This is a genomic window from Fimbriimonadaceae bacterium, assembly GCA_019638775.1.
In the GTDB taxonomy this organism is placed as follows: Bacteria; Armatimonadota; Fimbriimonadia; order Fimbriimonadales; family Fimbriimonadaceae; genus JAHBTD01.
The window spans coordinates 19,574-46,009 of sequence record JAHBTD010000005.1; the positions used below are offsets into that span (position 1 = coordinate 19,574).

The 26,436-nt window shown below is 58.5% G+C and carries 22 protein-coding genes; 5 read left to right on the top strand and 17 right to left on the bottom strand.

Translation table 11 applies throughout. The annotated features are described in order from the left end of the window. Positions 1-36: 36 nt before the first annotated feature. Both KF784_15655 and KF784_15660 read left to right on the top strand, forming a co-directional pair. Complete coding sequence (locus KF784_15655; GenBank protein ID MBX3120494.1) at positions 37-3,126, top strand: glycoside hydrolase family 78 protein; 3,090 nt, start codon at positions 37-39, stop codon at positions 3,124-3,126. Positions 3,127-3,285: 159 nt separating this feature from the next. Further along, complete coding sequence (locus KF784_15660; GenBank protein ID MBX3120495.1) at positions 3,286-4,071, top strand: phytanoyl-CoA dioxygenase family protein; 786 nt, start codon at positions 3,286-3,288, stop codon at positions 4,069-4,071. 1 nt (position 4,072) lies between these two features. Here KF784_15660 and KF784_15665 read toward each other — a convergent pair whose 3' ends face one another. Further along, on the bottom strand, positions 4,073-4,555 hold the full coding sequence (locus KF784_15665) for a D-lyxose/D-mannose family sugar isomerase (protein MBX3120496.1): 483 nt from the start codon (positions 4,553-4,555) through the stop codon (positions 4,073-4,075). A gap of 455 nt (positions 4,556-5,010) precedes the next feature. Between KF784_15665 and KF784_15670 the strand changes: the two genes are divergently transcribed. Further along, positions 5,011-5,652 (top strand): helix-turn-helix domain-containing protein, encoded by a 642-nt coding sequence (locus KF784_15670; protein ID MBX3120497.1) that lies wholly within the window; start codon positions 5,011-5,013, stop codon positions 5,650-5,652. 89 nt (positions 5,653-5,741) lie between these two features. On the opposite strand, the gene KF784_15675 is transcribed toward KF784_15670, so the two are convergent. From KF784_15675 to KF784_15735, 13 genes are all read right to left on the bottom strand, one after another. Further along, entirely contained in the window at positions 5,742-7,190 is a 1,449-nt protein-coding gene (locus KF784_15675; protein MBX3120498.1) for an MBL fold metallo-hydrolase, read from the bottom strand. Positions 7,191-7,272: 82 nt separating this feature from the next. Next, positions 7,273-8,505 (bottom strand): argininosuccinate lyase, encoded by a 1,233-nt coding sequence (argH, locus tag KF784_15680; GenBank protein MBX3120499.1) that lies wholly within the window; start codon positions 8,503-8,505, stop codon positions 7,273-7,275. Further along, positions 8,486-9,487, bottom strand: a complete 1,002-nt coding sequence (locus KF784_15685) for a M20/M25/M40 family metallo-hydrolase (GenBank protein MBX3120500.1) — start codon at positions 9,485-9,487, stop codon at positions 8,486-8,488. The genes argH and KF784_15685 overlap by 20 nt, the downstream gene beginning before the upstream one ends. A gap of 70 nt (positions 9,488-9,557) precedes the next feature. After that, positions 9,558-10,457 carry an acetylglutamate kinase gene (argB, locus tag KF784_15690; GenBank protein MBX3120501.1) on the bottom strand — a complete coding sequence of 300 codons (900 nt, stop codon included), beginning with the start codon at positions 10,455-10,457 and terminating at the stop codon, positions 9,558-9,560. Next, entirely contained in the window at positions 10,450-11,451 is a 1,002-nt protein-coding gene (locus tag KF784_15695; protein ID MBX3120502.1) for an N-acetylornithine carbamoyltransferase, read from the bottom strand. Before KF784_15695 ends, argB begins: the two co-directional genes overlap by 8 nt. A gap of 2 nt (positions 11,452-11,453) precedes the next feature. Next, entirely contained in the window at positions 11,454-12,509 is a 1,056-nt protein-coding gene (gene argC, locus KF784_15700; GenBank protein MBX3120503.1) for an N-acetyl-gamma-glutamyl-phosphate reductase, read from the bottom strand. Beyond that, on the bottom strand, positions 12,499-13,455 hold the full coding sequence (locus KF784_15705) for a hypothetical protein (GenBank protein ID MBX3120504.1): 957 nt from the start codon (positions 13,453-13,455) through the stop codon (positions 12,499-12,501). Before KF784_15705 ends, argC begins: the two co-directional genes overlap by 11 nt. A gap of 98 nt (positions 13,456-13,553) precedes the next feature. Beyond that, positions 13,554-14,978, bottom strand: a complete 1,425-nt coding sequence (gene argG / locus KF784_15710; GenBank protein MBX3120505.1) for an argininosuccinate synthase — start codon at positions 14,976-14,978, stop codon at positions 13,554-13,556. Further along, positions 14,971-15,429 carry a hypothetical protein gene (locus KF784_15715; GenBank protein ID MBX3120506.1) on the bottom strand — a complete coding sequence of 153 codons (459 nt, stop codon included), beginning with the start codon at positions 15,427-15,429 and terminating at the stop codon, positions 14,971-14,973. The genes argG and KF784_15715 overlap by 8 nt, the downstream gene beginning before the upstream one ends. Before the next feature lie 62 nt (positions 15,430-15,491). Continuing rightward, positions 15,492-16,856: a hypothetical protein gene (locus tag KF784_15720; GenBank protein MBX3120507.1), complete on the bottom strand. Its 1,365-nt coding sequence runs from the start codon at positions 16,854-16,856 to the stop codon at positions 15,492-15,494. Positions 16,857-16,899: 43 nt separating this feature from the next. Next, positions 16,900-17,772 (bottom strand): metallophosphoesterase, encoded by an 873-nt coding sequence (locus KF784_15725; GenBank protein MBX3120508.1) that lies wholly within the window; start codon positions 17,770-17,772, stop codon positions 16,900-16,902. A gap of 3 nt (positions 17,773-17,775) precedes the next feature. After that, complete coding sequence (locus KF784_15730) at positions 17,776-18,888, bottom strand: Zn-dependent alcohol dehydrogenase (protein ID MBX3120509.1); 1,113 nt, start codon at positions 18,886-18,888, stop codon at positions 17,776-17,778. Between the two features lie 39 nt (positions 18,889-18,927). Then, complete coding sequence (locus tag KF784_15735) at positions 18,928-19,374, bottom strand: hypothetical protein (protein MBX3120510.1); 447 nt, start codon at positions 19,372-19,374, stop codon at positions 18,928-18,930. A gap of 170 nt (positions 19,375-19,544) precedes the next feature. Here KF784_15735 and KF784_15740 point away from each other — a divergent pair, with 170 nt between their 5' ends. Then, positions 19,545-21,059 carry a PQQ-dependent sugar dehydrogenase gene (locus KF784_15740; GenBank protein MBX3120511.1) on the top strand — a complete coding sequence of 505 codons (1,515 nt, stop codon included), beginning with the start codon at positions 19,545-19,547 and terminating at the stop codon, positions 21,057-21,059. Between the two features lie 76 nt (positions 21,060-21,135). On the opposite strand, the gene KF784_15745 is transcribed toward KF784_15740, so the two are convergent. The 3 genes from KF784_15745 to KF784_15755 are packed head-to-tail and all read right to left on the bottom strand — an operon-like array spanning position 21,136 to position 24,502. Next, positions 21,136-22,098 (bottom strand): transglutaminase family protein, encoded by a 963-nt coding sequence (locus KF784_15745; protein ID MBX3120512.1) that lies wholly within the window; start codon positions 22,096-22,098, stop codon positions 21,136-21,138. Between the two features lie 6 nt (positions 22,099-22,104). Beyond that, positions 22,105-23,067: an alpha-E domain-containing protein gene (locus KF784_15750; GenBank protein ID MBX3120513.1), complete on the bottom strand. Its 963-nt coding sequence runs from the start codon at positions 23,065-23,067 to the stop codon at positions 22,105-22,107. Position 23,068: 1 nt separating this feature from the next. Continuing rightward, positions 23,069-24,502, bottom strand: a complete 1,434-nt coding sequence (locus KF784_15755) for a circularly permuted type 2 ATP-grasp protein (protein MBX3120514.1) — start codon at positions 24,500-24,502, stop codon at positions 23,069-23,071. A 276-nt stretch (positions 24,503-24,778) separates the two neighbouring features. Between KF784_15755 and KF784_15760 the strand changes: the two genes are divergently transcribed. Next, entirely contained in the window at positions 24,779-26,236 is a 1,458-nt protein-coding gene (locus KF784_15760) for a DUF1800 domain-containing protein (protein ID MBX3120515.1), read from the top strand. Positions 26,237-26,436: the final 200 nt, after the last annotated feature.

Below are 26,436 nucleotides of genomic sequence, written 5' to 3' on the forward strand. Positions count from 1 at the left end.
TTTACATGCGGCTTTTCACCCAGTAGACTTTGATTTATGCTTTCCTGTCTGCTCGTCGCGGTTTTGATGCCCGCTGCTGGGAGTCTTCAGCCCGCACAACTGAGGTGTGAAGCTCTTGCCAACCCGGTTGGAGTTGCCACGGCAACTCCGCGCTTGAGTTGGAAGCTGAACGCCACCGACAAAGCTGCACACAACCTGCGTCAAACGGGTTACCGGATCACGGTTGGAAGCCAGTCCGGGAAGAGTGATTTGTGGGATACGGGCAAGGTCCAGTCGGGAGACACGTTCGGAATCGCCTATGCCGGCAAGCCGCTCGCATCGGGACAGAAGGTTTGGTGGAGGGTGCAGGTCTTCGACCAGAAGGGCGTCGCCTCCGACTGGAGCGCGGCTGCCGAATGGTCGGTCGGTCTGCTGAAGCCTAGCGATTGGAAGGCGCAATGGATCGGCTACGACGCCCCGGTGAATGCCAACCGGTCGCGCGATCCGTTCAGCGATGCGTCGTGGATTTGGGCGGAATCGGGGGATGTCGTCTACTTCAAGCGGGTTCTGGTGCTGAACGCTGGCTTCACCAAAGCGACTCTGCGCATCACGGCTGACGATCAGTTCTCGGCGACGATCAACGGACACAAGGTTGCCGAGAGTGACGGCAAGACGGACGCATGGCGACGACCGGTCGAAGTGGACGTGACCGACAAGCTGCTGACGGCAGACAACACGATCCTCGTTCGGGCGACGAATTCGGGCGGGGCGGCGGGCTTGCTCGCCAAGCTGACCGTCGCATACACGGGCAACAACGCAGTCGAGATGTCGACGGGCAGCGCATGGCAGGTGGCGACTTCGGAGAGCGGGCCGTTCACTCCGGCGAAGGTGCTCGGCGCTTACGGAGCGGAGCCTTGGGGCCGCGTCGGGCCGCAGAACCTCCACCTTCCTCCGCCGCGACTTCTGCGCCATGAATTCTCCTTGAACAAGCCGGTCAAGCGGGCTATCCTTTACGGCTCGGCTCTTGGTCTGCTCGATCTTCGGCTGAACGGCAAAGCCGTCACCGACGAGCTGTTCATGCCGGGATGGACCGACTACACGAAGCGCGTCTACGCTCGCGGCTACGATGTCACCAAAGCGCTGAAGCAGGGCAACAATGCGGTCGGCGTCGTCTTGGGCGACGGCTGGTATTCCGGCTACGTGGGCTACGGCGGACGGCGAAACCACTACGGCACGAAGACGCGGGCTTTGGTGCAGCTGAACGTCGAATACACCGACGGCACGACTCAGACCATCGCCAGCGGACCGGATTGGAAGGCCAGCACCGGCCCAACGCTGGAAGGCGACTTCCTTATGGGTGAGGCCTACGACGCCCGGCTGGAGAAGGCGGGCTGGGACAGCGCAGGATATTCGGATCGAGGCTGGTTCTCGGTGCAGACGGGCGCGGAGATGAATCCCGTCGTCGAACCGTTCCCTGGGCAGCCGGTGCGCCCCTATGAAGTGCTGAAGGCGAAGACGGTCACCGAGCCCAAGCCGGGGGTTTATGTGCTGGACCTCGGGCAGAATCTGGCGGGATTTGCGAGGCTGAAGGTCAAGGGGGAGAAGGGACAGAAGATCGTGCTGCGCTTTGCCGAACGGCTGAGCCCAGACGGAAACATCTACACCACCAACCTTCGCGGCGCGCGCACGATCGACACCTACATCTGCAAAGGGGAGGGCGTCGAGACGTGGTCGCCCAAGTTCACTTTCCACGGCTTCCAGTACATCGAAGTGACGGGGCTTGGGCACAAGCCCGCGCCCGATGAAGTGGTCGGGATCGCCATCAGCAGCGATACGCCCGACGCAGGAACTCTGGAGACCAGCGACCCGATGCTCAACCGGCTGGTGAAAAATGCTTGGTGGACGCAGAAGATGAACTTCATCGACATCCCCACCGACTGCCCCCAGCGCGACGAGCGGTTGGGCTGGACCGGAGATGCGCAGGCCTACATCCGCACGGCGACGATGCTGAACGACGTTCAGCCGTTCTTCGCGAAGTGGCTCGTCTCACTGGACGACGCTCAGCGCGAAGACGGGCAGTATCCGATGGTCGCCCCGCTCAAGGTTGCGGGCGGGGACGGCGGTCCGGCGTGGGCCGATGCGGGTGTCATCTGCCCGTGGACGATCTACGACGTTTATGGCGACAAGGAGCTTTTGGCCCGCCACTATCCGCAGATGAAGAAGTTCATCGAGTTCTGCGTGAAGCGGTCTACGCCGGAGATGCTGCCTCCCAAGCAGTTCCACTGCTTCGGCGACTGGGTGAGCATCAACGCGAACACCCCGAACGAAGTGATCTACACCGCCTACTTCGCAGGCTCGGCAAGGCTCCTCGCTCAAGCGGCATCTGCGCTCGGCAAGCCCGACGAAGCCCAAAAGCATATGGCCCTTTATCGCCAGGTTCGGGCGGCTTTTCAGAAAGCCTACGTCAAGCCGGACGGCTCGGTTTTGGGCGATACGCAATGCTCGTACATCCTGGCTCTGGTGTTCGACCTTTTGGAGCCGGAGATGGTGGGCAAGGTCGCTGACCGCCTGGTCGCCGATATTGAGAAGCGCGGATGGCACCTTTCCACCGGGTTCGTCGGCACGCGCGACATCATGCACGTCCTCAGCAAGATCGGGCGCAACGACGTGGCGTTCCGGCTTCTCCACAACGACACTTTCCCCAGTTGGGGCTTCACCATCAAAAACGGCGCGACCAGCATCTGGGAGCGGTGGGACGGCTGGACGCCGGAAAAGGGCTTCCAAGACCCCGGCATGAACTCCTTTGCCCACTATGCGTTTGGAGCCGTTGTGGGGTGGATGTTTGCCCAGCCCGCGGGCATCGACAACCTCGCGCCTGGGTTCAAGAGGATCAAGATCGCGCCGCAGATCGACCCCAAGCTAACCTGGCTGAAGTCGTCTTACGATTCCGTCCGGGGCAGGATCGTGTCGGAATGGAGCGTGAAGGACGGAAAGCTGACGATGCGGGTGGTGATTCCGCCGAATACGACGGCGGAGATTCACGTTCCGGCGACGGGGGTAGAAGCCACTCCGAAAGTAGAGGCAAGCGCGGACCGCATCTACCGGGTGGGCTCGGGCGAGTATACGTTTGTTGGGAAGCTGAGGTGATGCGTGAATCGTGAATCGTGAATCGTGAATCGTAGGATGGACTTCATGAGTTGTTTGAAATCTGCGTTTGTTGCCTAGCCCTGCTCGTGCTCTAAACTCATCCACAAAATGCTTGGCGGAGGCTTGGTCTTTTGTCGCTTTTGCACCATCATATAGGCGATGTTTACGCTCGCTGCACAGGAGACCGAAGTCGGTCGCAGGTTTGCCGAAGACGGCTATTACATCGCTAAGGGCGTCTTCAGCCCGACCGAGATCGGGGAGCTTGAAGAGGACTTCGACCGGATCGTGGCACAGCTCTACGCGAGCGGGGAAGAGATCAACGCGACTTGGGGCGGGCCGGAGATGGAGCGGATGGGCGCGGCGAAGATGCAGGTGATCCACACGCACAACGTCCAGCTCTATTCGGCACGGTGGGCGAAGGCGCTCTATCACGAGCGGTTCTTGGCGGCGGCACGGGACATTCTGGGGGAGAACATCGTTCTCAACCACAGCAAGCTCTTTCAGAAGCCGAGCGAAAACGGCGCACCGTTCCCGATGCACCAGGATTGGGAGTATTTCCCGACCGTCAAGGACACGATGATGGCGGGGATCATCCACGTCTCCCATGCGACCGACGAGATGGGATGCCTGCGCGTGTACCCGGGTTCGCACAAGCTGGGGCGGATCGGCGGCTCCAACGGGCATTCAGAGAAGCTGCTGGAGGAGTATCCGATCGAGAAGGCGACTCCGCTGGAAGCGGAGCCGGGGGATGTGGTGTTCTTCCACTACTTCACGATCCACGGATCGATGCCGAACCGGTCGGACCGGGTGCGTAAGACCGTCCTCGTCCAGCTTTATGCCGGGGATGATCGCATTGAGGATGGTTGCGGACATCCCGACGAGAAGCTGGTTTTGAGCGGTTGGAACTTCCACGCCAGCCGAAACGCGGCGAACCGCCAGAAATAGCCTAGGGGTCGCTAACGAGACGCACGGCTGGTTCTTCATCCTCGAGGATTGAAGGGAATCGCCCGATATCATCGCGCACGAAGAAGTTGTCGTTGAGGTCGTCGTTTGCGGTAGAGACCTCGCCGATGATGCACTGAGGGGTCATCGGCTCAAACTCGTGGTAGATACCCGCTGGGATTGTGATCCTTTCGCCGGGACGAAGAACAATGGTTTCGCCGGGCATAACGGTTCTTGCTTCGCCATTGACGCTGATTTGAAACTCTGTGCCAAGGCGATTCGGTTGATCGGGCCAGACTGTTACTGCCAACTCTCCCCATCGGGCGATGATGTCCTCTTTCTTTTTGGCGTGGGTGTGCGCTGGTGTAACCATGCCTCTTCTGGCGTACATGAGCTTCTCGCAATATTCAGGCTCGTTGGCCAGGGTGATCAGGACAAGGCCAAAACGCTGCCAGTCGTTAAGGCCGAAGTCTGTGATGTCCCACATTGGTTTTGGAGGGAGAGCCCACCCCTGTTCTGCAAAGCAGGTTGAAGCCTGTCTGTAGAGCAAGTTTATTTCGCTACGTTTCATTCCTTCGCCACACACGCAGTCGTAGGCTGTTCCCAGGTCATGCTTTGCAACAACGCTTATCGTCGACGCTAAAAGCCCATCCTATTGGATGCTACTTGTCACGGCGAGGATACCCATCGATTGTTGCGGAGCCTAAACGGGAAGTTGTGAGATTGGTACGGCTGCGTGAGCATGTTACCAATTTCGTTCCGTGCATGGCACTGAATAATATTTCTGTTCTTAAGCAGGCTGAAAACCCGGTAGATGTCGATCCCCGTAGCGAGCTGAGAATTAATATAAGGTAAGTTCATCGGGTGTCCCGTCCGGAACATCCCTCAGAAAATGTCGTTCTCAACTTAGAGAAGCAGGCTCTTGAGCCTGAGTTAAGGAGAATGTTAAAGAGTTTTCCCGCGCAAGTTTTGGGGGATCGCTTGCGTCGTGCCCGGGTTCGGCAGTCCATCTCTGTACGCGATCTTGCCAAGGCAGCGGCGGTAAGCAAGAACTCCATCACACGTTTAGAGCACGGCGGGGGGACAAATCCCGCGACGCTTGTGAAGGTTTGCGCTGCTTTGGGACTTCATGTGGCGGGCCTACTGCGCAAAGAGCAGCAGTCGGAGCAGATCGTTGTCGTTCATCGCAAACAGGACGACCGTTGGTTCGATATGACCGACTTTGGCGCGGGGCCGTTGGGGGGATTGGACCGTCCGATTTCATCCGAGGAGCGAGCGGCATTTGTTGCAGCGGGAGCTCAGGTGCCCTTGCTCATGCTCACAAACAGATTGGAGTCGGGGCGATTGTTGCCTGCGATTCTTGAATTGCATAGCCAGAGCGAACTGCGAAGCCATGCGGGCGAGGAGATGGTTTATGTTTTGGCGGGCTCGATTGTGCTGAAGGTGGGCGAGCAAGAGGTGATCCTGCATGAAGGTGAATGCGCGACCTTTTGGAGCGCAGAGCAGCACGCATATGCTCCAGCACCTGGATCGCCACTGCCCGCGAGGGTTTTGTCGATCCGGTCTGACGACCGACCCGGATAGTGTGATAATGGTGCGGCAAGAAATTATATAACGTTCCTTATACGGAACATATATGATGTTCTCCATTGGTCTATACGGGAGGTTGATTGCTAAACTGCAGTTGCCTCTTTCTTGAGCCCGCGGTCAACGGGAAGGCCCGCTTTAACATAGGCTTCAAACCCGTCGGTTAGGTTTATCACATTGGTGAACCCCTTCGTCTGGAGATAGCTCAGACCGATGCAGGAGCGTCCGCCGCCGCCGCAGTGGAGGATGAGCGGTTTATGCCGTGGCAGTTCATCAAGTTGCTTATCCATATAGCCAAGAGGGATATTCTTAACTCCGGGGATGTGTGCTTCGGCGTATTCGTTAGCTCCCCGAACGTCGAGAAGCTCGGCCTCACCTGTTTTGAATCGCTCTGCAGCTTCGATTGCACTGATCTGTGGCATTGGCTTTGCTTCAAATCCAGCTTGAGCAGCCGCCTCAAAGGCTTCAGTGTCGAACCAGCCGGCTACATTGTCCAGTCCGATCATCGCCAAGTCTTTCACCGCTTGCTCAACCGCCTGTTGGCTCGTGGCGATGAGATAAATTGGCTTGTCGAAAGGAAGGAGCCACCCTGCCCAAGTTGTAAAGCTCCTGTTGCTTGGGATGCTCAGCACTCCGGGGATCAGAGCTTGCAGGGCTTCGCCATAGCTGCGAGTGTCTACGATCACAGCCTTTGCCTTCAGCAAATCGACAATGTCGGAAGGGTGCATCTTTTGAGGTTTCGTGAGCCCTTGCCGGATTGCTGGACCGACCTTGTTCATCCTCTTCATCTCTTTGAAGTAGTAGGGGGGCTCTGGCTGTCCTGAAAGAACCGTGTCGACAAAATCCTGCTCGCGATCTGTCTTCAGTCCCCAGTTCGCATCCTTTTCATAGCCTAAGGTGCTTACAGGCACACCGCCAAGGCTCTTTCCACATGCCGATCCAGCGCCGTGAGCGGGCCAGATGAGCACGGTTTCCGGCAGGCTGCTCTTGAACTTGCAGAGCGCATCAAAGAGCACCCTTGCACCGGCTTCCATGGTGTCCTTGAAGCCGGCGACTTTATCTAATAGGTCAGGGCGTCCAACATCACCAACAAAAATAAAGTCTCCCGTAAAGACTCCGAGAGGCATGCTGCTGGCGGGCTCGTCGGTGAGGACAAAGCTGATGTGCTCGGGCGTATGTCCGGGCGTATGGAGCACGTCGAGCCGGACGTTGCCGACGCGTATGTGGTCGCCGTTTTTGACAAGCTTGACGTTCGGCTGATCGGCGAAGCTGTACTTCCACTCTTCGTTACCCTCGTCGGAGAGGAAGAGCGTTGCGCCGGTGCGATCGGCGAGCTCGCGGCTGCCCGAGCAGAAGTCGGCGTGGATATGAGTCTCGGTGACGGCGCTGATGCTCAATCCCTCGGCACTGGCGGCTTGAATGTACTGTTCGAGATCACGGTTGGGATCGATCACGCAAGCCTCGCCGGTTTTTGCGCAACCTATCAAATAGCTGGCCTGTGCAAGCTTATCGTCGTAGAAGCGTTTGAGAATCATCTTGCTTTTCCTACGCCTGTTGGCGTGTATGACATGTTAGAGGCTGAACGATTCGCGGAGGATTCTACAAGGGTAAGACTCTTTAGGACGTTTCTTTGTGGAGGTCCTTTTTAGAATCTGACAGGCCCTTTTCTAGTTCGGACGCAATTCTTCGATATGCTTCTCTGAAGCTGATTCCTTGCTCTTGTACAAGTTCGAAAGCCCGTTCTGCGGAGTAGAGCGACGGATCCATGGCCTCGGATGTTCTCTGAGCATTAAATTGAACTCCTGGGATGGCATGTTCCATCACTCGAAGCATTTCCAGTGTGGAGTCAATCATTCTAAAAAGTGGTCCTTTGATAAGTTGAAGATCGCGGTGGTACCCCGAGGTCATCTTGCTTGTGATTGCCAGGATTGCTTGTAGGTCTGCTGGCGCTTGAGAGGAGTGTCCCCGTACTAGTTCAAAGATGTCGGGGTTTCGCTTTTGCGGCATGATGGATGAGCCGGTCGTGAATTCCTTAGGGAGCCTAACGAACGCAAACTCTTGTGTTGCATACAGGCAGAGATCGGCGGCAAGCCGTCCGAGATCTTGTTGGACAAGACACAGGGCAAAAGCCAAGCTCGCTTCGGCCTTTCCGCGTGAGAGTTGGACAGCGGTGACGGGCTCGTGGGTTTCTTTGAACTGGAGGTCGCGGGTTGTTCGTTCTCGGTTGATTGGGATACCGGGTGTGCCATACCCCGCTGCCGAACCGAGTGGATTCTTGTCGATGAGGGTTAAGGCCGATTCGATCATTTTGACATCGTCGGTAAGCTCGGCGGCAAAGCCGTTTGCCCAGAGTGCAACCGTCGAGGGCATGGCTGGCTGCAGGTGCGTGTAACCGGGTAACGGGATATCCCCTTGAGAGCTTGCAAGCTGCTGCAAAACTGTGACAACGGCGGTCGTGCACTCGGAAGAGATGGCGACGACGTCGCGCAAGTAGAGGCGCAGTGCGGCTAGAACTTGATCGTTTCGGGACCGGCCAAGATGGATGCGCTCGCCGAGGTCTCCGAGCCAGGCGACCAAGCGATTTTCGATTGCTGTGTGCACATCCTCTTCGTCGAGTCGGATGGTCCACTCACCTCGGGCGTGTTGTTCGCCAAGCTGCATGAGGGCATCGCAAAGGGAGTCGGACTGATCATAAGTAAGGTGTCCACACTCGGCGAGCATTGCCGCGTGAGCTTGAGAAGCCCGGATATCGTACGGAACGAGTCGGGCATCAAGAATGTGGTCCTCACCCACCGTGAAGCTTAAAATCAGTTCGTCGATCGATTCGCCTTTATCCCAGAGCCGTGGCATGAGCAACCTCCTTTAACAATGCTCTGTAAAATTCGAAGCCCTGTTCAATCTCACTGGCAAGCACAAACTCGTCTGCGGTGTGTGACCGGGCGGAAATTCCGGGGCCACACTTGATTGCCGGTACTCCCTGAAAGAAGACTTGGTCGGACATCGTTAGGCTGGCAAATGTTTTCGTTCCAGTGCCGATACGTAAAGCAGATTGAACGATTATTGCATCGACGGGGCACTGGTAGGGTTCGAGCCGCGATGAATGTATACGAATTTCGCCGGCAACGCATTCTTCCAACCTTTCTAACAATTCAGAATGAGTCAGGCCAGGGACGGTTCGAAAATCAAGCTTGGCAGAGGCTTCGGCGGGGACCTGATTGTGGGTTGCTGCTCCTTTGAGGACAGTGGGTTGAAGACTTGAGACGCCTAATTGGGGGTGCGGCTCGCCGAGGTCGATCTGCCTTAGCTTCACGATGTCTTCGGCGAGTCCCCAGACAGGATTGACTGCTCCTAACGAGTTGGCGTTTGCCGCGTGGCAAGCTGTGCCTTGGTGGACCAATTCGAGGATCATTAAGCCTCTTTGAGCTATTCCAATCTGCAACTCGGTCGGTTCGCCAACGACAACACCATCTGGTTCCCAGCCTTGCTGCTGCAGCCAAGGCCAGGCTATTTCGGTGCCCTTCCCGCCGGTCTCCTCTTCGCAGACGAGCATCAGGACGACCTCGCACGGTCCGCCTGCTTTTTGGACACCTAAGAGCGTAGCGATCATCGCGGCGGCGCTGGCTTTTGCGTCGTTGCTGCCGAGCCCGTACACCTTGCCATCGATCGTCTCTACATTCCACGGATCGCGGGTCCACCCGTCGTTCGGAGGGACGGTATCAAGATGAGTGTTTAAGAGGATCTTTGGGCCTGATCCTGCTTTGGCGATGACGTTATCGCCGAGACGTGTGACTTCGGCTCCGCTTTCGCGCAAGAGGTCCTCTACCCAGTCCATGATCTGCGCCTCCTGGTGGGAGACGGACGGGATGGAAACCAGCCTGCAGTGGATTTCGAGGACGTCCAGACTAAACCTCCTCCGGCATGAGTTCGGCTTCGTCGAGGACGATCATCGTGCCGCAGCCTTCGTTGGTGAAGACTTCGGTCAGGAGACTGTCAGGCGTCTTGTAGGAGATGACATGGACGCGGGTGACGGTGCCGTTGAGGGCGTCGGCGATGCAGGCGGCTTTGGGCATCATCCCGTCCTTGAGCGTGCCGTCTTTCTCCAGCTCCTGCAGCTGGGCGAGCTCAAGATGAGAGATGAGAGTCGTGGGGTCGCCTGGGTCGGTGCAGATGCCAGGAGCCCCGGTGACGAGGATCAGCTTGGCGGCTCCGATGGCGTTGGCGATGGCGGCGGCGACGGAGTCGGCGTTGATGTTGAGCAGCTGTCCGTCGGCGTCGGCGCTGAGGGGGCTGACCATCGGGAGATAGCCGCTGTCGAGGAGGTCGTCGAGCACCTTGGGGTCGATCTTGACGATGTCGCCGACGAAGCCGAAGTCGACGGTTTCGCCGTCTTTCGTCTTTCGCGGAGGGCGTTTGGCGGCGTGGACCAGGCCGGAATCCACCCCGCTAAGGCCGATGACGGGCATGTCCAGTTCGCGGCCTGCGGATAAGAGGGTTGCTCGGGCCGCGCCGAAGAGGGCGAGCGTCATGGCCTCCAGCATTCCGGCGTCGGTGATGCGGCGGCCTTCGTGGAAGACGGACTGCGCGCCGAGGCGGTCGGCAAGGGCGGTGGCCTGCGGCCCGCCGCCGTGCACGAGGACGACCTGGATGCCGAGTCGGTGGAGGACGGAGACCTGCTCCAGCAGGGCCTTGGCGTCGGCTTGAGTTTGGATGGCTTCTCCGCCGACCTTGACGACAAACCGCTGGCCTTGGTAGAGGCGCAGGTAGGGGAGGGCTCTTCTGAGGGCCTCGACGGAACTATGCATTGGGGTTCTCCATAAGCTTCATCATCACGGCCTTTTGCACGTGGAGGCGGTTGGCGGCTTCTTGCACCACCACGCTGCGCGGGCCGTCCAAAATCTCATCCGAAATCTCTACGTTGCGGCGAACGGGAAGGCAGTGCATCGCCTTGGCATCGCGCTGGGCGTTGGCAAACCAGGACTCTTTCAGACACCAATCGCGCAAGCTTGCGCGGGCTTCGGCCTCCTCGCTTGGCCTGCCGTAAAACTCTGGCGCGGCCCACGACTTCGCATAGACGATATGGGCTCCTTCGGTGGCTTCTTCGCGGTGGTGGGTGACCTTGAGGCGGTCGCCTCCGATCTGCCTCAGCTCGGAGATCGAACGGTCGGGCAGACCGAAGCCCTCGGGGTACACGACGGTCAGCTCCATGCCGCGAAGGAGGGCCATCGAGGCGACGCAGAGGGGGACGGCGTAGGGCAGCGGTCGGGGGTGCCATGCCCAGGAGAGTACGAACTTGCCGCCTTCTTTGGGGACTTTCAGATCGTTCAGGAGCTTCCAATCGGCGAGGGCTTGGCAGGGGTGGTCGGCAGCCGACTCCATGTTGATGAACGGCTTGGGACAAAGCTTGGCCATCTTGGGCATGAGAGCGTCGTCAAGGTCGGTGTCGAGGTCCTTGCCTTCGGCAAAGCATCGGATGCCTAGGAGGTCGCAGTATTGGGCCAGCACGGGGATGGCCTCGCGGATGTGCTCTTGGGCGCTGCCATCCATCACGACTCCGTCTCTGGTTTCGAGATTCCAAGAGCCCGCTCCTGGCTGGATGACGACGCTGCTGCCGCCGAGCTGCGACGCGCCAGCCTGGAAGGAGGCGAGCGTGCGCAGGGAGGGGTTCATGAAGAGGAGGCCGACAACCTTGTTCTTGAGGCTGTCGTTGATCGGCTCCCTTACGAGATGCTGGGCCAGCCGGACGAGGTCTTCGATCTCGTCGAAGCTCAGGCTTTTGAGGGAGAGGTATCGGTTCATCGCTATGTCCACCCCACGGCGGCCTGCATCAGACCGGCAGTCTCGTCGAAGCCGAAGATTCGGTTCATCCACTGGATACCGCCCCCGGCTGCGCCCTTGATGAGGTTGTCGATGACGCAGACGACGGCGACCTGCGTTCCTTGGGCGGCGATGCCGATGTGCGCCCGGTTCGACCCGGCGACGTGCTTGACCGACGGCATGCTTGCCGAGACCGAGATGAACGGACAGTCGGCATAGAAAGCCGTATAGCTCTCGATCAATTCTTCGGTCGTCGCAGCCGATTGGGTTTCCGCATAGACGGTGGCATGGATGCCGCGGGCGAACGGTCCGGAGTGGGGAAGGAAAACGAGCTTCGGCTCGCCTTCCGGCCTGAGCCGACCGAGGAACATCTTCATCTCGGGCGTGTGCCGATGCTTCAGAAGCTCGTAAGCCCACATGCCGCTGTGGCGATCGGGGTGGTGGGTGCCGGATTTGGGCGTGCGACCGCTGCCTGTGCTTCCGGTGACGCCGTTTACGACAAAGCTCGATGCCAGCCCAAGGGCGGCAAGCGGGGCGCAGGCCAGGGTCGCGGCGGTGGTAAAGCACCCAGGCTGGACAGCGTGCTTCGGCACGGGGGCTTTGTGCAGCTCGGGGATGGCGCAGGTGAATTCAGAGAGGAGTTCGGGGGTGGGATGCGATATTCCGTAGATCTCTTCAAACTGCTTCGCGTCGGCGTAGCGGAAGTCTGCTGAAAGATCCACGACCTTCATTCCGGCAGGGCCGCTTTCGATCCACTGTTTCAGGATTGGGGCGGCTTCGCCGTGGGGAAGCGCGGAGAAGAGGGCGACCTGATCTTGCTTTGCCGCATCGGCGAGACTGTTGTCGTTTGTATCGAAGGCCAAGCTTTTTGACACCCCGGCAAGGTGGGGGAAGATGTCGCCCACTTGCTGCCCCGCTGCGCTCTGCGACACGACGCTGGTCAGCTCGAAGTGGGGGTGAGCGAGCAGCAGGCGAATCAGCTCGCCCGCAACGTATCCGGTGCCGCCGAGCACAATAGCGGGAATCTTTTCAGACGGCATGGGCTACCCCCAAGGCGTCGCGCACGCATTCGGCGAGCTTTGCCGCTTCGGTTCGGGCGTTGATGCCTTTGACTCCCGTGCGGCTGAGGATCACGCTGGTTCCGGCAGCGTTGTCGGTGGCGGGTCCGGTGATGACGGTGGGCTTGAGCCCGAAGTCTCGGCTGAGCAGCTCGACCCCGCCCCACGCGCCTACTGGGTCGCCGGCGGCAAGGACGATCGCGGAGAAGCTGCGGTTGAGCTGGGGGTCTTGCAAGATCGCGGAGACGCCGTATTCGCCGATCAGGCCGTCGCCGAGCTCCATCACGATCACATCCGGCTTTTCGGCGGCTAGCCGATTGAGCATCGTTCGTGCCAGGGTTGCCGCGTTGGCGGGGGAGGTGGTGACGATGCCGAGGTCGGTGAAGATAATGGTCTGGCGCGCGCCCGCGTCCTCCATCGCCAGCACGTCGCGGCGCAGGCTCACGCCGGTGGATTTTGCGGCGGCAACGCTGAGGCCGCTCCTGACCAGCTGCTCGATCAGGGAGATGCAGGCTTCGGTCTTGCCGGAGTTCATGCTGCTGCCGACCACGCCGATGACGGGTGTGCCGTTGACGGTCAGCGAGTCGTCAAGCTGCGGGAGGTTCTGGGCGATGTTGGCGGGGACGCCCTTGCGGCTGGCGAGGTAGGGGAAGTCGAGCACTTGGCCCAGCACTTCGCATTCGAACGGCGGACCAACGAGCGGAGAGTAGGAGGTGCATTGCCCGAGCACTCCACCCATGTTCAGGAGATTGATCTTGTCGCCGGTCTTGAGCTTTTCTGGGATGACGCCCGCGTAGCCTTGAACGGCGTTGCGGTGCCCCAGCGCTCCGGCGATCACGTCGCCCGGCTTGATGGCGGACATGCGTCCGGTCGTGAGCTCCAGGGCGTTGTAGGCGCTTTTGGAGTTGAGCACTCGGACGGCGATCACATCCCCCTCTTCGCACGGGAAGCTGTTGTCGACTTTGACATCGCGGCGCAGTCGGCAGTTTGCCGTGACCGAAGCGATCTTGTCGAGGAAGACGGTTTTCAGGAGTGACCTCCCCTTGTGGCTTGACCGTCCGCGGGAGTGGCATGGGCGTCTCGCCCATGCGTCCCATGACCGTCTCGGTCATGGCTGTTCTTTTCCACGGGCGGGACGCCCGTGGTACGCATGGGCGAGACGCCCATGCCACTTTCCGGCTCCTCAAAATTCTTGGGTGCAATGCTTGGGGGTTCTTTCTTTTCAGAAGCAGAGACGCCCATGCCACTTTCGTCTGTGCCACCTCCAACTCTGGCAGCCAAGATCGTGGGCAGGCCGCAGATTCTGCCAAAGCCTTTAGCGTCTTCGGGGGTCCACTCCCCAACCGCCTCGCCATAGACAGCTCGCGATGCGGCATGGAGGGAGTGGGGCGAGGCGACGCCTTCGACGAAGACCGAGCCCTGCCTGAGCAGCAGATGCACCTTGCCGGTGACCCTTTGCTGGGACGAAGTGAAGAACGCCTCGATATCTCGGCAGGCAGGCTCCAGCAGTAGCCCCTCATGCACCATGTCGCCATAGGCGGCGGCAAGCTGATCTTTGAGGGCGATCTGTCGCTTGGTCAGTACCAGCTTCTCCAGTTCGCGATGGGCGGCGATGATGACGGTCGGGGCGGGGGCCTCGAAGGCGACGCGGCCTTTGATACCGAGGATCGTTTCGCCGAGATGGATGCCGCGACCGATGCCATAGCTCCCAGCAATCTCGTCGAGTCTTTCGATGAGATCGATGGGGCGCATCGACTCGCCATCCAGCGCGGTGGGGATGCCTTGCGTGAATTCGAGAATGAGCCTCTTTGGCGTGAGCGATCGGTCGAATGCGTCCTTGGTGCGCACCCACTGGTCTTCGGGAATTGAGAGTTCGGTCCCGGTGGTTTCTGCGCCGCCGATGGTGATTCCCCAGATGCCGCTGTTGACGGAGTAGGCGCTGCCGTGGCTGGGGATCGGGAGGTTTCGGGCTTGCAGGTAGGCCACCTGATCCTCGCGCTTGGGGGCGTCGTCGCGGACGGGGGCGAGGATTTCGAGGTCGGGGGCGAGGGCGCGCAGGGCGACCTCAAAGCGAATTTGGTCGTTTCCGGCGGCGGTGCATCCGTGGGCGACGGCCTGGGCTCCCAGCTCCTTCGCCATGCGCGCCGACTCCTGGGCCTGGAGGGTTCGCTCCACACCCACGCAGAGCGGATACAGATTCCCGCGCAGCACGTTGCCGGCGATGAGGTGTTTCAGGGCTTGGTCGAAGAGGGCTTGCTTCGCATGAATATGCACATGCTGAGACGCGCCCAACGCCTTGCTTCGGGCTTCCAACTCCTCCAGTTGGGCCGGAGAGAACCCGCCGACATCCACCGTCACGGTGACGACTTCATAGCCCTTTTCGATGAGGTAGGGGACGCCCCAGCAGGTGTCGAGTCCCCCCGAAAAGGCGAGCACGGCCTTCCTACACATTCGCCGTCTCCCGACCGCTGAGCGCGAGGAGCTTTTGCCAGACCTTGTCCTGGTCGGCGGCGGAGGCGGTGGCGATGAAGATCGTGTCGTCTCCGGCGATGGTGCCCACGAGCTCGGGCCAGCCAAGCTGGTCGATTTGAACGGCGACCAGGTTCGCCGCGCCGATGAGCGTTCGCAGGACAAGCAGGTTGGGTCCGGCGGGTTGGAACGAAAGGATGCCTTCGATCTTTTGAGGGATGCTCTGAAGACTCTCGCCCATGAGCACATACCGTCCGCCGACCTTGGCGACGCCGAGGTCGTGTAGGTCTCGGGAGATGCTGCTCTGGGTGACGGAGAAGCCTTGGCTCTCCAGCGCCGCGACGAGATCCTCCTGACGCTCGATCACTTCGCGCTGGATCAGCGACGTGATAGCGGCAAGTCGTGTTTTGCGAAGGGAGTCGTCACGGCTCATGCGCATGATTATGCATTAATGTGCATAAAAATGCAAATCGTTTTTAGGACTTGGGCACACTCTCACCGCATCAGGTGCCAGCCAAGGATAGCGCCATAGCCGACGAACACAAGCGTGAACAGGCAATTCAGCATCACATGCCCGATCTGCAAGAAGGGGCTGCTGGGCCAGTCGCTGCTCTTGAAGTAGAAGGAATCGACGCCGAGCCGGAACCCCCAGAACAGGAAGATCACGGTCGAGATCGAGAGTCCGGCGGGTGTGCCGTGCAGAATGTCGGGATGGAGGACGAGCGTCAGCACGCCCCAAGAAACGATGGTGAAGACGATGAACGAGCCATAAGTCCACATCAGTTTGTGGTTGAGGCTGCTCAGGCGGGGAAGCTCTTCTCGCCATTTCAGCCGGGTGGGTACCTGGAAGCTAGCGGCAAGGATGAGGATCTGGGCGATGGCGAGCAAATAGATGAGAATGGACAGCGCCTGTTCGACCCCAATACTGAGCATTGCGCCGCGCAGCCACTCCATCAGGGGCCAGATCACCACGTGCCGAAACGGGCCGTGAAAGAGGATGGGCAGAGGGCCGAGGATGGCGAGAATCACCCAGAGCGGATGCTTGATCTTGAACCTGCGCTCGGCGAACATGAGGATGCCCTGCACGGCAAAGTAGAGCAGAGGCAGGCCGTAGCCCGCTCCGGCAGGGAAGCTGATGGCGAACTCGTGCAGCAAGCCGGAGATAAGGAAGATCGCAAAGACGGCACCTCGCATCCCGAACGTTTTGGTGAGCCATGGCAGGAAGAAGATGCGGTCGAGCTCGACGAACGGGCGGTTCCATCGGCGGGTCCAAAATTCGCTCAGGGTTTTGGACCGGTAGGGCGCGTCGAAGAGCGGCTTGACCTTCCATCCGGAGGTCTTGGCAAGGTCGGAGAGCATGTCGGAGAAGCCGAGATGGATGGCGGTGAGGATAGCGAAGATGGCGATCCATTCGGCAAGGTCTTGGTTCAGCCGATTGCTGAATCCAGCAACGACTAGGAGCACGAGGGTTCCGCAGAGGAATCTGACCATTCCCCCGGCAAAGCGTTTGGCGTCGGTGGCGAGGGGGCTTGGCTTTTCGGCAAATGGGGTGGGGTCGATCCCTGGCCATACCGTCGCATAAAACAGTAGGCCGGGCCAGTACATCTTTTGCAGGTCCTTCAAGGGTTGGCGAAGTAGCGAGGATGCCTTGAATACAAACAGCAAGGCAAGGGCCGAAGCCGTCAAACGCTGATAAGGACTCCAGTTTGGGGCTTGAAGGAGCGTGAACAGGACTGCTGCACAAGGGATCGCGCCGGAGAGAAACTTGCGAAACTTATCCTCTTTGAGAATGAATGCGAATGCCCAAGCCGCAGCCAACGAAGCGCCCCACATCGCTATGAAAGCCGACCACGCTTGCATAGCTCATTATCGCTGAACTTGAACGCGCGCGGCGCTGACTGCGCTACAGCTTTCGCGAGAGTTGGTCTCGCTGCCCGTGCAAGAGGGCCGAACCATCTTCATAAAGGCTCAGAACGCCGTATCCATTGTTAGCCTGTCCAGTTCCCTCCACCACCGCACGGAGCGTCACATAATGCGTTTCGGCGAGCTTGACGTAGGCGTTTTCGTGGGTGTGACCTTGGAGCACAATGCGGACGTTCTTGGCATCGTCGATGGCTTGGCGGACCTTCGCAGCGGAGGCAACGCCCGTAGAAGGTCGCGAGGCACCTGTCCAGTCGATCCGCTGATGGACGCAGACGAGCACATGCTTCTTGGTGTTTGAGAGCTCTTGCCTCAGCCAGTCGATCTGCCAATCGGGAATGCTGGTGTCGGTCCACACGAAGTTTCCGGCATCGTAGGGGGTGCCGTCGGCTTTGTGGCAAGCGTCGAGGATGATCGCTTTCCAGTGGTCGAGTTCCAGCGTCGTGTGCCCGGTCTTCTGTCCGACGGCTTGCAGGAAGTCTGCTCGCTTGACCTTGGCGAGGCAGTGGTTGCCGAGCGTGAATCTCTGCACGGGCGACATCTGGCTAATCTCCCCAAGAGCCGCCTTCAGAAATCGCATTTCGTCTTCGGCTGTCGCCTGGTCGGCGGAGTCGATGAGGTCACCCAGCTCGATGAGAGCGTCGATCTTTTCGGTCTGGAAGTGCTGTCGCGCCTCTTCGATTTTCGGGAGAGACTCTCGGTAGAAGCGGGTGCCCCGGGCGGGGGCGTCGGCGTAATGGATGTCGGTGAGGAGGCCGATCCTTTGGGGCGCGACGGGCAACCAGGAGGCGGCCTTGGACCAGGGGGCGAGGAGCAGGGCTCCGCTGGATATTAGGAGATCGCGTCGGGTTAGCATGACCTAAAACATGATGACCGACCGGATCACATCGCCGGTCTCCATCTCGTGAAATGCGTCTTCGACCTCTTCAAGCTTAATCTTTCGCGTGACCATGCGGTCCAGTTCCAACTCACCTTTTAAGTACATGTCGGCGAGCATTGGGAAGTCGTAAGACGGCAAGGTGTCGCCGCAGTGGCACACGCGCAGACCCGCCTTGTTCCAGTACACACCGGTCGCCATGTCGCCGAGGTTGAGGTTCACCGAGTCGGTCTGCGCAGGGAAGCCGATGGTCGTCGCCGTGCCGCCATAGCTGAGCATCTTGATCGCCTGCTCGGTGCTGGCGGGGATGCCGGTGGCCTCGAAGGCGTACTCCACGCCGCCGTCCCAACCATCGTCGGTGAGCTTGCGGACTTCGGCGACCGCGTCTACCTCTTTGGCATTGACGGTGTGGGTCGCGCCGAAATCCTTCGCCCAGCCGAGCTTGACCGGGTTGATGTCCACGGCGATGATCTGTCGGGCTCCGGCGATCTTCGCACCCTGAATGACACTGAGGCCCACGCCGCCACAGCCGATGACCGCGACTCGTGAGCCGCGATGGACGGGGGTCGTGTTCAGCGCCGCGCCGACTCCGGTGATGACGCCGCAGGCGATGAGGCAAGCTTTGTCCAGCGGCATCTTGTCGGGCATCTTGATAGCGGCTTTGGCGTGGACGACGGTATGGGTGGCAAACGTGCCGCAGCGCAAAACTTGGGAGCACACGGCGCCGTCGGAAGCGCGCTTGATGCGGGGGCCTGGGCGCAGGGCCATGTAGCACCGGCGGGGGTCGCCGCGCAGGCAGGCGGGGCACTGCTCGCAGGGGGCGCGGTAGGCGATCACGACGGGGTCGCCGGGTTTGAGGTGGGTGACCCCTTCGCCCACTTCTTCGACATAGCCCGCGCCTTCGTGGCCCAGCACGATCGGGAACTTCATCCCGTTGCCGTGGAGCATCTTCACCGTGAGGTCGGTGTGGCAGACGCCACTGGCGACCAGCCGGATGAGGACCTCATTGCGCTCGGGCGGGTCGATGGTGATGTCGCGAACGACGGCGGGCGCGCCTGGCTCTTCGAGGATCGAGGCTTTTCCTTGGATGGGCATATCGAGATAATAGCAAGTTTGCGGGGTCGAATCGAAGCCTTATCTCGGCCCGCTCATATAGTAGATCGTGCCCTCCTTATCCGCTAAGAAGCCAGCACCTGTATCAATTTCCTGATCGGATAAGGAGAGGCCCATGCTGAACTCTCCTGGGGGCTTTGAACCCGGAACCCTTAGCCATATATTCACTTCACGAGTGGGAGTGTCCCAGAGGTGGGGCGCCTTCTGAAGGGTTTGAGCAAGGACCTTGGCAACAGGGTAGCTCCCTATGGACTCCGTGTGTCTTTGGAAGTTGATTTCTTTCACCTTGCCGTTTTTAAAGGTCATTTGCAGTTTGAACGCTAAGCGTTCGGTGGCTCGGTCTGTGCCAGCAAGGCGAAGGGAATTGGCGTCTTCGACAGCTTTGATCCTCAATCCGGAAAAGAGACAATTCTGTTCTTCGAGAAAGCGGAATGCCTGCTCGTACCTGGCCTCGGTCTGCTTTCTCATTGGTGGAGGAGGCCAGAACACCCAGCAAACCACGATCCCAACGAGGAGACCAATACTTAGCTGGAAGCGGTGTTGGCGAATGAAAGCTCTCACGGTGGGTTGCCTTGCCGTCAGTTGTTGAATTCATTGTAGCGGGCACTATCGCCGGACAAGATAGGTAAATTGGGATTGTGGCAAAGTCGATTTATCTGATTCTCGCCCTAGCTGGGCTGGGTGCGTCGTGGGCATGTGTGGGCAGTACAGAGGGCAACCAAGATTCGGAGGGCCTTCATGACAACTCTTCTATTAGCAGCGCGGGCAAGGGCCAGCAGCAAAGGGGAGTCAACGTCACCCGGCTCTATAACGACACTTGCGGCAAATGCCACGGCATGAACGGTGAGGGCGGCGGCGCGGGAACCAAGACCCTGCTTACCCAAGAGAAGTTTGATCAGAAGCACGACAAGCCGTTCTTTGACGCGATCAAGAACGGCGTCATCGACATGGGCATGGAGTCGTATGGCGAAACGATGTCCGACCAAGAGATTTGGGCGATGGTCGTGCATATTCGCGAGCTCCAATACAAGGCTCTGCGCGCTGAAAATGGCGGGCCAAAGGCCACCAACGGCGTGTACAAATCCAAGTACCACGACTACAAGATCGAGACAGTGGTTGACCGAGAGCAAGGGTTGCGCACGCCGTGGGCTTTGGACTGGCTGCCAGACGGCCGCATGATTGTCACGAACCGGCCTGGAAAGTTGGTGGTGGTGAAGGACGGGAAGGTGCAGTCGGAGGTTTCGGGCATTCCCGATAGCGTTGAAATTGGGCAGGGCGGGCTGATGGATGTGGCGGTGCACCCCGATTACGCCAAGAACGGCTGGATCTACTTAAGTTACACGGAGCCAGCTGGAGCGGGCGCACGAGGCGGCATGACGAAGGTCGTTCGCGGAAAGCTCAGCTTTGATGGCGCTCAGGCAAAGTGGGTCAGCCAGCAGACGATTTGGGAGACCGAGCAGCAGTATTACAGTGGTTCGGGCGTTCACTTCGGCTGCAAGATCGTTTTCGACGGCAAGGGGCATGTCTTCATTGGTGTTGGCGAGCGTGGCACGAACATGCGCGTCCAAGACATCACCACGCCTTACGGCAAGGTGATGCGGGTGAATGAGGATGGGTCGGTGCCGAAGGACAATCCCTTTGCGAGCACCAAAGGCGCAGAGAAGGTGTGGACGACCGGACATCGCAACCCGCAAGGCTTGGCGTTGGACCTTGAGGGACGGCTTTGGGATACGGAGCACGCTCCGCGCGGCGGCGACGAGCTGAACCAGATCGTCAAGGGCGAGAACTACGGCTGGCCGGTGATTAGCTTTGCTATCAACTACAACGACTCGCCGTTTGTGACGCCTTGGCCAAAGCCGGGGCAAAACTTTAAGATGCCGATTTTCCGATGGCTGCCGTCGAATGCGGCGAGCGGGCTCGATGTTCATAAGGGGCAGGCTTTTCCGCAGTGGAAGGGTGATCTCTTTGCCGGTGGCCTTGCAGGGCAAGACCTTGACCGTATTCGGATTGGAAAGGACGGGCAGTTGGCTGAGCGGGAAGAACTGGTTTGGGGGATGGGGCGCGTGCGGGACGTGATGTGCGGGCCGGATGGCTATGTGTATCTGGCGCTGAATCAGCCGGACATTATTGTGCGGCTTGTGCCTGCGAAGTAGGGTTGGTGCGGCGGTTGCTGCCTTTATCCTCAACCCTTTGGGAGGGTTGAGGAATGGAAATGGGGACCCAAATGAGTTACTGCTGTTGCTGTTGAGTTTGGGTTCGGGCCTGATCGTCGATCATCTGTGGGGCGCGAGATGGGATCTTGGCAAACACAGGAAGGTCCAAGCTGCCAAAGGAGTTTCGTAGCTCATTCACTGCCATCCTCTCCGTGATCGACGTGCGCACAGACGCCGTTAGAACTTCCGTTGCACTGCCTCGATAAACGCCCTTGTTTGGGGGCACGTCGTCGTAGTTCCGTCCGTGGGCGACCACGACGTATCGCTCGTCAGGGACGCATTGGTTCGTCGGATCGTAGGGCATCCATTCGCCGGTGGGCGTTAAAAACTCAACCCAGGCGTGGCTTTCGGAGGCGACCTCTCCCTCACGGAAGACGTGCAGATAGCCGTTTACATACCGCGCCGGAACGCCCTTCAGGCGGAGTAAGCCGATCATGATTTGGGCGATGTCTTGGCAGACACCCGCCTTATGCTTTAGGGCATCTTCAACGGTAGAGTTGTACTGGGTGACCACGGGGTTGTAGGTGATCTCATTTTCGATCAGGTGGGCAATCTCCTCGGCGATCTTGCCCACAGGCTCGCCACTCTTGCTTTTGAGCTTCGATGAGAATTTGAGCAAGCTCGGCGAATCTTTGATGGGCCCGCCAAACAGCAAGAAGTCTTTTTCGGTTGTAAAGCCTTCGGTATGGAGCGGCTCGGTCGGCAGATCTTCGAGGTTGCAAGCAGCGGGCTGGGTTTCTACAATAGAGCGGGCAAGAACCTCAATCTCCTTGTGGTACTTGGGGATGCCGAAATGGTGGACGGTGTTGCCCAGCCAGTCGGTGAAGGTATGGACCTTCGTGGGCGGTCCAACAGCCAGAAAAAAGCTACGCACGATCTGCTGACGTGTGCTTTTGGGTTCAATCCAAAACTCCATCCACGATTCGCTGATGAAATCGGAATACTTAAACTGGATACGGTGTTCTATTTCGAGGGTCATCTCGGCTTATAACTCCTGGTCGGGGCTTGTCATGGCCTCGTGCACTCGTGTAAGCGTATCGAGGGAATCGTTAATAAATTGAGTGATGTCCTTACGGTCGAGAATCTCTTCTTGATCGTATTCGAGCGTCGCCGCGAGCTTTCCGATTTCGCGCGTTGCGGACTTTACTCCTGGTCCGTGTGGCGGCAATTGTTTGAGGTAGCCAAGCATTCGCCGCACGCCGCAGTTGACGGTTCTCGGTGCGCCAGGATGAAAGACGAAGAACTCCAAGACATTGCGTCGCTCAAATCGCGGACCGTACATCTGGCGGTAGTTTTCCAGCGATGCGAGGTTCGACAGCAGACTACGCCACCCGGCAAAGTGAAGCGGTGAGGCGGTGTCTTCGGAGGGGACTTCCAAGCTTGGGAGTCTTGCGCCAAGGACGATGAGCGTTCGTTGGGTGCGCTCCATCGCTTCGCCGAATTTGTGATAACACCAGCCTTGGTCGCGGGTGAGCGTATGTTCAATCGCGCCTAGCGTTGTGAGCAAATCCCGTTGGCAAGCCGCGACCGCTTCCAGGGCGTGGCCTTCATCCCGGTACTTCCTCCCCCCAGGACGCTGCAGCCCTCGGTAAGCGTGGTTCAGGTTGTAGATCACCTCGCGCGTCATGGTTTCGGAGACGGCACGGGCGTTTTCTCGGGCCTTGGCGACGCTTGAAATCACCGACACCGGGTTCTCAGTGTCGAGCAAAAAATAGTTCAAGTAGCGCAGGCAAACGTCGGACTTCGGAGTTGTCTTGATGTTGTGCCCTTCGGGAACAGGGAAGCAGTGGGTAAGGAAATTCCACTCTTCATTCGCCCGATCATTGTCTAGTCCGGAAAGTTCAATGTAGAACTCACTGGCCACTTTGAGCTGGCGCCCGCTGTTTTCGGCCCGCTCTAGAAAGCGGCCCATCCAATAGAGATTGTGTGCAACGCGTGACAGCAGCATATTAGGCTTGTTCTCCTATCACCCAAGTGTCTTTGCTTCCCCCACCTTGACTGGAGTTGACGACGTAAGAGCCCTCGCGCAGAGCGACTCTGGTGAGTCCTCCGGGCAAGACGCGGATTCGATCCCCATAGACCACAAACGGCCTGAGGTCGACCCGTCGAGCTTTATACTCCCCATCGAGGTAGGTTGGGTGAGCGGAGAGCTGAATAAGCGGCTGGGCAATGTAGTGGTCTGGATCGTCCTTGATCTTCTTTGCGAATTCCTCGCGCTCAGCTTGGGTTGCCATCGGCCCCATGAGCATTCCGTAGCCGCCCGCTCCGTCGGTCATCTTGACGACGAGCTTGTCAAGGTTCTCAAGCATGTATTTGCAGTCCTCAGCGAGGAAGCCTTTGTACGTTGGAATCTGCTCGATGATGGGCTCTTCATCCAGGTAGTAACGGATGACGTCGGGAATGAACGGATAAACGGCCTTATCGTCGGCGACTCCGGCTCCCGGTGCATTAACAATTGCGACGTTGCCTTCGCGGTAAGCATTGATCAATCCTGCGACGCCGAGGATCGAATCGCGTCGAAACACGAGCGGGTCGAGATAAGGATCATCGAGTCGGCGATAGACGACATCAACCTGTCGGCGGCCTTCGGTCGTACGAACGTAAACGTGGTTTTCTTCGACGACGAGGTCGGAGCCTTCCACGAGCAGCGCGCCCATTTCCCTGGCGAGGAAGCTGTGTTCGTAGAATGCCGAGTTGGCGCGTCCGGGGGTGAGCACGACGACTAAGCCACGCATCGAGTTTCGCGGCGAAACGAACTGAAGGCAGTCCAACAGCATGTCCGGATAGTTTCGGACGGGCGCTACCGAGTATTTCGAGAAAAGCTCGGGAAATGTGCGTTGAAGAATATTTCGGTTCTCGACGACGTAGGAGACTCCGCTGGGACAGCGACAGTTATCCTCAAGCACAAGGAACTCACCTTGCTCGCCACGGATGAGGTCGGTTCCTACGATGTGAGTAAAGACATCGTGGGGAGGTGTAATACCCAAAAGCTCACGACGATATTCGGAACGCGAGAATATAAGATCCCACGGTACGACCTTATCGTGCAGAATCTGCTGCTTCGAGTAGATGTCCTTTAGAAAAAGGTTAAGGGCTGTGACTCGTTGGATGAGTCCAGCTTCAACCGTTTCCCATTCTTTGGACGTAATGACGCGCGGCACGAAGTCAAAGGGGAAGATTTTCTCTTCCCCGTCTTCTTCGCCGTATACGTTAAAAGTGATGCCTTGATTCCGAAGCGAAACATCTTGTAGCTGCCCCCTTTGGCGTATCTGCTTAGTTGTTAATTTCCCGAGAGCGCTGGTGATCGGAGCGTAATGCGGTCTGGGGACGCCGTTGGAATCGAAGGACTCGTCAAATCCAGTGAGCTTAGTAGTCCATTCCATAAATGTTTTGTGGTGTCCTTAATTATAGCAGATTTAAGCAACTCTTTGCCAGGAGTGAACTTGCGTTAGGTTCGCGGATGCGGTCCTTTGTGCTCATGTTTTTCGCCGACTGTTGGCTCTCGTGACAGGGAGTTGGCGGGGTGTTCGTCTCATCTTTGAGGGGGTGAGTTTTGTAGGGTTGATTGGAAGATTTGGAGTGGCGAACATCCGCCGCGTTTGAAAGCGCGAATATATTCTCGCACTCCCATAGATTTCAGCGTTACAATACGTTCAACAATGAAAACAGTTCGCGAGAAGGTGGCACACCTCTGTCGTCGATTTGGACTTGGTGCGACAATCGCTGATCTTGACCGCTACGAGAAAATGGGTCTTGACGCGACGATCCGCGATCTCCTCGACTTTAGCAAGCCTGATCCTGCCTATCCGGTTCATGCCTCTGAGTTCTTTTATCAGAAGGACGGCCAAGTCCAAACCCAGCCAAATCGGGTGACCGCTTGGTGGTTGACGAGGATGGCGCTGACGGACCGACCATCGCGCGATAAGCTGCTCATCTTTTTGCACGATCATTTCGCGATCAGCGCGTCGAAAATCGAGAGCGGTCCCGTGATGCTCGATCACGTAAGGATGCTTGAGAAAAACATGACGCAGCCGTTTGCGACGCTGCTCGAAGAGGTCTCGACCGATCCAGGAATGTTGATTTGGCTGGACCTGCGGCTAAGTATAAAAGGTGCGCCAAATGAGAACTTCGCGCGCGAACTGCTAGAGCTGTTTACGCTTGGAATTGGAAATTACACCGAGAAAGATATTCAGGAAGCAGCAAAGGCTTTGACCGGTTGGGGGTTGAGAAACATTACGGCAGAGCGCGGGCGCGACGCTCAGCGTGAGGCGTTTAACGATTGGGTCATGAAGGGAACCCCCTTGGTTGCCGCATGTTTTAGCCCCGCACTTTCTGACGAGGGGCCTCACGAATTGCTGGGCCAGAGAAAGCGATTCGATCTGTCTTCGACTTGCGATTTCCTCGCGAAGCACCCGACAACTGCCACTTATCTCTGCACAAAGCTCTGGGAGTATTACGCTTATCCGCAGCCTGAGAAGAAGGTCGTTGAGCGTCTTGCGAAGGCATGGGTGAAGAGCGAGGGTCGCATCCCCGCAGTGATGCTCGAAATGACCAAGATGGATGAGTTTTGGAGCGAGAAGGCCGAGCGAACGATTATCAAGAGTCCGATCGACTATGTCATTCCTGTGGTTCGGCAGGTCATCGATCCTAAGGCAGTGCTGGCAGATCGCCCTACCGATGCAACGGCTACGACACCCGCGTCTCCCACTATGCTCAACCTTGCGAACACATTGGTTTATCTTTGCAATAAGCTGGGCATGGCTCCGCTGTATCCGCCAGATGTCGCCGGTTGGAACTGGGGCACGGCTTGGCTCAGCACCTCTACCGTTCTTGACCGGATTAACATGGCCAACATTTTTGGTGGCCGGGCAAAGTCTGTGGCCCAGCGTCTTCAGCTAACGGCTCAAGCGAGGGGTGTCTCGGGGGATGAAGGCCTGATACGGCTGCTGGCAGAAACTTTGGATGTGCCGCTGAGCCCTGAGGATGCGGCTGTCTTGATCGAGATTGCGCAGAAGAACGGGTTAGCTAGGGGTATCGCCAACACCGATGCGACTGCCCGGGCGATGCTTCCCATCTTGCGCACCGTCTTTGCGATGCCAGCCTTCCAGATGTGCTAAACCTGCGCCTTGTTGGAGTAGCGCTGCGGGCTCTACGGTCCTGTTGGTCTTCTTGGCGTTGAGCAGGGGCCTTAGCGTTGCAGTTTCTCTTGCTTCCTCAGGAATGTTGACGAGTCGCTTAACTCGGACTGAGGAACCTGGAGTATCCAACCGAGGTCGAATGGAGCGCGTGTTATTGAGGCACGATTATCCCTCAGCAA